This is a genomic window from Microcystis sp. M53598_WE2, from assembly GCF_030067735.1.
In the GTDB taxonomy this organism is placed as follows: domain Bacteria; phylum Cyanobacteriota; class Cyanobacteriia; order Cyanobacteriales; family Microcystaceae; genus Microcystis; species Microcystis aeruginosa.
On sequence record NZ_JASJFE010001080.1, the window covers coordinates 1 to 6,557 of the forward strand.

The 6,557-nt window shown below is 46.2% G+C and carries 4 protein-coding genes; 2 read left to right on the top strand and 2 right to left on the bottom strand.

The window, feature by feature from the left end; genetic code table 11:
- Positions 1–136: 136 nt before the first annotated feature.
- Complete coding sequence (locus PX636_RS21970) at positions 137–1,162, bottom strand: dihydroorotate dehydrogenase-like protein (RefSeq protein ID WP_012266602.1); 1,026 nt, start codon at positions 1,160–1,162, stop codon at positions 137–139.
- Positions 1,163–1,164: 2 nt separating this feature from the next.
- Positions 1,165–4,719, bottom strand: coding sequence for a pyruvate:ferredoxin (flavodoxin) oxidoreductase (gene nifJ / locus PX636_RS21975; protein WP_288118890.1), 3,555 nt, complete (start codon positions 4,717–4,719; stop codon positions 1,165–1,167).
- Positions 4,720–5,407: 688 nt separating this feature from the next.
- On the opposite strand from nifJ, the gene lexA reads away from it, so the two are divergent.
- Entirely contained in the window at positions 5,408–6,022 is a 615-nt protein-coding gene (gene lexA / locus PX636_RS21980; protein WP_002758280.1) for a transcriptional repressor LexA, read from the top strand.
- A 130-nt stretch (positions 6,023–6,152) separates the two neighbouring features.
- Positions 6,153–6,419, top strand: coding sequence for a TIGR02450 family Trp-rich protein (locus PX636_RS21985; RefSeq protein WP_002797022.1), 267 nt, complete (start codon positions 6,153–6,155; stop codon positions 6,417–6,419).
- The last annotated feature ends 138 nt before the right edge of the window (positions 6,420–6,557 follow it).

Genomic DNA, 6,557 nt, shown 5'->3' on the forward strand with positions numbered 1-6,557 from the left:
TAGGGTTTTAGGGTTTTAGGGTTTTAGGGTTTTAGGGTTTTGGGGTTTTGGGGTTTTAGGGTTTTAGGGTTTTAGTTGAAATTCCCCATTCCCCCATTCCCCCATTTCCCCATTCCCCCATTCCCACTTCCCACTTTTATTTGCTGGTGGTTTGAAAACGTTTCCAAACAGGTTCGTAACTTTGCAGAGCTTTCATATACTGTACCCGTTCAAAAGCGGTCGGATCTGGGCAATTCATTTGACTCATACTGCCAATTAACTGCTCGATCGATTCGTACTCATTTTCTTCCAACCAATGCAATAAACCCTGTTCGATCTTGGTAATTTCCTCCAAACCGTGGCGTAATAAAACACTAACTAACATGGTCACTTTTGCCCCCACCATCATCATTTTGATCACGTCGATGGCGTTATGAATACCACTGGTAGCGGCAAAATCCGTCGGTACACGACCGTAAAGCATGGCAATCCAGCGCAGGGGTAAACGCATTGCTTGGGGATTACTGAGGATAATATTGGGGTGAACATCTAAGGTTTCTAAGTCGATATCCGGCTGATAGAAACGGTTAAATAATACCAACCCATCGGCCCCCGCTTCCGCTAATTGTTTAGCCATATTGGCCGTATTGCTAAAGTAGGGACTTAACTTCATCGAGACGGGAATTGATACCTCCGATTTGACAATTTTGAGGATATCAATATAGTTTTGTTCGACGTGATTTCCGGTTAATTCTAGGTCGTTGGGAACATAATAAACATTCAACTCCAAAGCATCAGCGCCCGCTTGTTGAATTTGAATGGCATACTCCAACCATCCCCCAGAGGTCTCACCGTTGAGACTGGCAATAATGGGAATATCGACCATTTCTTTGGCTTTGCGAATATGGTTGAGATATTCGTCGGAACCAACGTGAAAAACCTCCGGTTCGGGAAAATAAGTCAAAGCTTCCGCAAAACTCTCGGCTCCGTGGGTAAAATGATGGTGTAGAGCCAGTCTTTCGTGTTTAATCTGCTCCTCGAAAAAGGAGTGTAAAACCACGGCAGCGGCTCCGAAGTCTTCCATTCTCTTGATATTGTCGATATCCTCGCTCAAGGGTGCGGCCGCACCGATGACTAGCGGCGATCGCAATTGTAAACCCATGTAGGTAGTGTGTAGATTCATAACTATTCGTTGCTCCCTGTACCTTTTGCTGCTAAATACTGATACATTTGCCAGCGCGTATCCACATCTGCTTGTGCTTCTTTGAGCAGACGTTTAGCTTCCTCCGGCTTACTGGTGGCCAACATCTTAAAGCGATTCTCCGAGTAGAGAGTTTGCGCTACGGTAAGCTTAGGCGCACGGCTGTCCAATTGTAGGGGATTTTTGCCTTCTTTAGCTAAATCGGGATGATAACGGTACATTAACCAGCGACCGCTTTCCACCACTTCTTTTTGATGGTTCATGGCGGTGGTCATGTTGATCCCGTGAGCAATACAGTGAGAATAGGCGATAATTAACGATGGCCCGTTGTAAGCTTCCGCTTCTAGGAAAGCTTTGATAGTTTGCTCGTTTTTTGCCCCCATAGCCACGCTGGCCACATAGACGTTACCGTAGGTCATGGCCATTAAACCGAGGTCTTTTTTCGGTCCCGGTTTGCCACCAGAAGCAAATTTAGCTACGGCAGCCCGAGGAGTAGCTTTCGAGGCCTGGCCGCCCGTATTTGAGTAAACTTCCGTATCCATGACCAAAATATTGACATTGCGACCACTAGCTAAAACGTGATCTAAGCCACCATAACCGATGTCGTAGGCCCAACCGTCACCCCCGACAATCCAGACGCTTTTCTTGACCAGATAATCGGCCACGGATAACAACATTTTCACCTGCGTGGTCGGGGTTAATTGCCCTAAACGGGATTTTAGGGCCTCTACCCGATGCCGTTGTTCGTAAATTTCCGCTTCATCGACTTGGTGACAATTGAGAATATCTGCCGCTAGACTTTCTCCGATTTCACTAGCGAGGGTTCCTAACAGTTCGGCGGCAAATTCTGCCTGTTTATCGATGGAAACTCGGAATCCTAAGCCAAATTCGGCATTATCTTCAAAGAGGGAATTCGACCAAGCTGGACCGCGACCTTCGGCGTTAACTGCCCAGGGCGTTGTCGGTAAATTACCTCCGTAGATAGATGAACAACCGGTGGCATTAGCCACTATCATGCGATCGCCAAATAGCTGACTGACTAATTTAACGTAGGGAGTCTCACCACAACCGGCACAAGCGCCGGAAAACTCAAAGAGAGGTTCCTGCATTTGCTGATGGTTAATTTTATTGAGATTTAGGCTTAATCGGTCTGGATTAGGCAAATTAAGGAAGAAATCCCAGTTAACTCGTTCCTGTTCCCGCAGGGGCAATTGGGGAGCCATATTAATCGCTCTTAGACGCGGTTGCGATTTGTTTTTAGCGGGGCAAACATCAACACAGAGACCGCAACCGGTACAATCTTCGGCGGCCACTTGGATGGTGAATTTTAGCCCTTTCCAGTCGTGATCCTTGGCATTCGCGACTTTAAAGGTTTCCGGGGCCGTGGCTAATTCGGCCTCATCATAGACTTTCGAGCGAATAACGGCGTGGGGACAAACGAGAACGCATTTACCGCACTGAACACAGACATCTGCATCCCAAACGGGGATTTCTTGGGCAATATTGCGTTTTTCCCATTGGCTAGTGGCGGTGGGGTAAGTACCATCGTTGGGAAGGGCGCTAACGGGCAATTCATCCCCGTGACGGGCGATAATTTTGCCGAGGACTTCTCGGACGAAAGCGGGTGCAGTGTCGGGAATTGGTGGTCTTAATTCAAAAGCTTCAGGGGTGACAGTGGCGGGAATTGAGACTTGATAGAGGTGTTCTAGGGCAGAATCCACGGCTTTAATGTTCATCTGCACGATTTCTTCGCCTTTCTTGCCGTAGGTCTTGCGGATGGCTTTTTTAATTTGTGCGATCGCATCTTCCCGAGACAAAACCCCCGCTAGGGCAAAGAAACACACCTGCATCACGGTATTAATCCGACTGCCCATCCCCGCTTCTTTGGCTACTTGAGTGGCATTAATCGTATAAACTTGCAGATTTTTATCGATGATAGTTTGCTGGAGATGGCGGGGTAAGTGACTAAACACCTCATCCGGTGGATAGGGACTATTGAGGAGAAAAATTGAGTTCGATTTAGCGGTTTCTAGCAGATCAAATTGTTCGACAAATTCCCACTGATGACAGGCGATAAAGTTAGCATCAGTGATTAAATAGGTAGAGCGAATCGGATGGGGGCCAAAGCGTAGGTGAGAAACGGTGACAGACCCAGATTTTTTGGAATCATAGACGAAATAACCCTGGGCATAATTATCAGTATCTTCACCGATAATTTTAATTGAATTTTTGTTAGCTCCCACCGTACCATCGGAACCTAAACCGTAGAAAACCGCCCGCACTACTTCGTCCGGTTCGGTGGAAAAACTGCGGTCATATTCCAGACTGGAAAAGGTAAGATCGTCAACGATACCAATAGTGAAGTGATTTTTCGGTTTGTCGAGACTTAAGTTATCAAATATGCCAGCAATCATGGCTGGAGTAAATTCTTTGGAAGATAAACCGTAGCGTCCTCCCACAATTTTCGGCAGCTTCCCTTCGTAGTTTTCCATAAAGGCATTTACCACGTCTAAATATAGCGGATCGCCCCCGGCACCGGGTTCTTTACAGCGATCTAAAACGGCTATTTTTTTCACCGTGGTGGGCAGAGCTGCCAGTAATTTTTCGGCGGCAAAGGGACGATAGAGACGAACTTTTAAAACCCCAACTTTAGCCCCATTTTGATTGAGATAATCCACGGTTTCATGGACGGTTTCCCCTCCCGATCCCATTAACATAATCACTCTTTCGGCATCGGGCGCACCGTGGTATTCATAGAGATGGTATTGCCGTCCTGTTAATTGGGCAAAACGATCCATAATTTTTTGAGTGATATCGGGACAAGCATAATAGAAAGGATTGACGCTTTCCCTTGCCTGGAAATAAACATCGGGATTTTGTGCCGTGCCTCGCAAAACCGGTCGATCGGGAGTTAAAGCCCTTTGACGATGGGCAATAATTAGGTCTTCATCGATCAGTTCTTTGAGAGTTTCATCGCTAATTAATTCGACTTTTTGCACCTCATGACTGGTACGAAAACCATCAAAAAAGTGCAGAAAAGGAATCCTGGTTTCTAGGGTGGTAGCTGTGGCAATAGCCGCCAGATCTTGAGCTTCTTGAACGGAATTAGCCGCTAACATAGCCCAACCCGTACTTCTGGCAGACATGACATCACTATGATCCCCAAAAATTGACAATCCTTGGGCTGCTAAAGCACGGGCCGCCACATGAACCACTGAAGAGGTTAATTCCCCCGCAATTTTGTAGAAGTTGGGGAGCATTAATAATAATCCCTGCGAGGAAGTGAAAGTGGTAGTTAAAGAGCCTGTTTGTAGCGCTCCGTGCAGGGTTCCCGCTGCCCCACCTTCGCTCTGCATTTCGATTACGGAAGGGATGGTTCCCCAGAGATTAGCTCTGCGTTCGGCCGCCCAACTATCGGACCATTCACCCATAGGCGAGGAGGGAGTGATAGGATAAATAGCGATCACTTCACTGAGACGATAGGCAACGCGTGCAACAGCTTCGTTACCATCTATGGTTGCATAGGTTTTTGTGGTCATGTGTTCCCCTTAGTTTTTACGATATTTGTCGGGATTTTAAGTTTTTTTACGGCTCAATTTCGCACTAAATATCCTCTCGTTTCCCTGACAACCGAAGGATTTTCTTGAGCGTCGCTTTTGACTCCCTATCTACTATTGGACGCTTACGGCAGACAGGCTTAAGTAGAGCAATTTTTCTGTCTCCACCTCGATCATTATCCAGATTCTGGGCTTTCTAGCAATTCGTTATTTTTTCTTAATACGCTGCTGAGTTTGCCAGCAACCGACCCTGGGATTAATTAATATTCAGAATTGAGATAAAAATTAATGATACTTTTAAAAAAAAAGTGCTAGGTCAGAAGATAAGCTGTTGACTATCTAAATTACTCGTTAAGACTGCATGGGAGAAGGGAGAAGGAATTATGAATTATTAATTAGGGTTTGCGGCAAAAAGTTTTTCCTGGGGGCAGGGTGTGGGGTGTAGGGTGTAGGGTGTGGGGTGTCGGAAGAATAAATAGAAATAATCCCCTGTCTCCTGTCTCGGAGTCTCCTGTCTCGGAGTCTCCTAACCAAGCACGACAATTTTTGATTTTTGCAAGAGATCTAATAACCAGTTGATTTAGTCAGCCGATGAAGTTAAGATGTACTAGGTTAAACACAAATGAACTAAAGTACAAATTATCTTAACCCAAGGATAGGAAAATAGATCATGACTAACCTCGAATCCCTTACTCAAGCGCAACAGGAGTTGTACGACTGGCTAATTGAGTACATTCGCACTACTCAGCACGCCCCTTCCATCCGGCAAATGATGCGAGCGATGAATTTACGCTCTCCCGCACCGATTCAAAGCCGTTTAGAACGTTTACGCGCCAAAGGCTATATTGATTGGACAGAAGGAAAAGCACGCACCCTGCGGATTCTCAAACAACCAGTGCAAGGTTTACCAGTTCTAGGTGCGATCGCTGCTGGTGGTTTAGTGGAACCCTTCACCGATGTGGAAGAAAAACTCGATCTTTCTAACCTGTTGCAACGCAGTCAAGACTGTTATGCTCTGCGGGTTTCCGGAGACAGTATGATCGAGGATCATATTGCCGATGGGGATCTGGTGATTATGCGTTCTCTCACGGGTAATGAAGCGGTCTCCAATGGGGAAATCGTCGCCGCTAGAGTCGAAGGCCACGGCACTACTTTAAAACGTTTCTACCAAGAAGGCGAAATCATCACTCTCCAACCCTCCAATCAAAAATACCAACCAATTACAGCCAATACCGAACAAGTACAAGTGCAAGGGGTTTTGGTTGGTGTTTGGCGCGGTTATTAGCCAAAACTGGGGCGCACTTAAGCGCCCCGATCATTTTTCCTCTCCTTGGCTTCTGGAAAAGAATCGGGTTGGCAGACATAGAATAATATAAGGGTTTTAGCCTATCCCGAACTCAGATGTCTTAACTTTTATGCCCAAAAAACAGAAATATCCCCATCTCTTGGGATCAAAATGGACGGCAAAACAAAAAACATGGGGCTGGCGACATTTTCAAGTGGTCAATCGTCAAAATCGCGGTCAATGGGTTTTTGCCGAATTAGTCGCTTCCTGCGATCCGACCGTCCGCTTCTGGATTAATGCTAAACAGTTGCAAGATGCGAATCTCTGGCAATCAGGTTGGCAAACCCTAACGGAAATAAACCAACCCGACAGCACCGACGAGATTATTGTTAATTAATATTAAGTACCTAAGCAAAATTAATTACACATCTAAGCCACTACTCCGTCAGACTTCTGGTGTGAGGAAACAGTGAACTGAAAACTCAAATCCGATCCCTAATAGCTGTCTCGGAGTCTCCCGTCTCGGAGTCTCGGA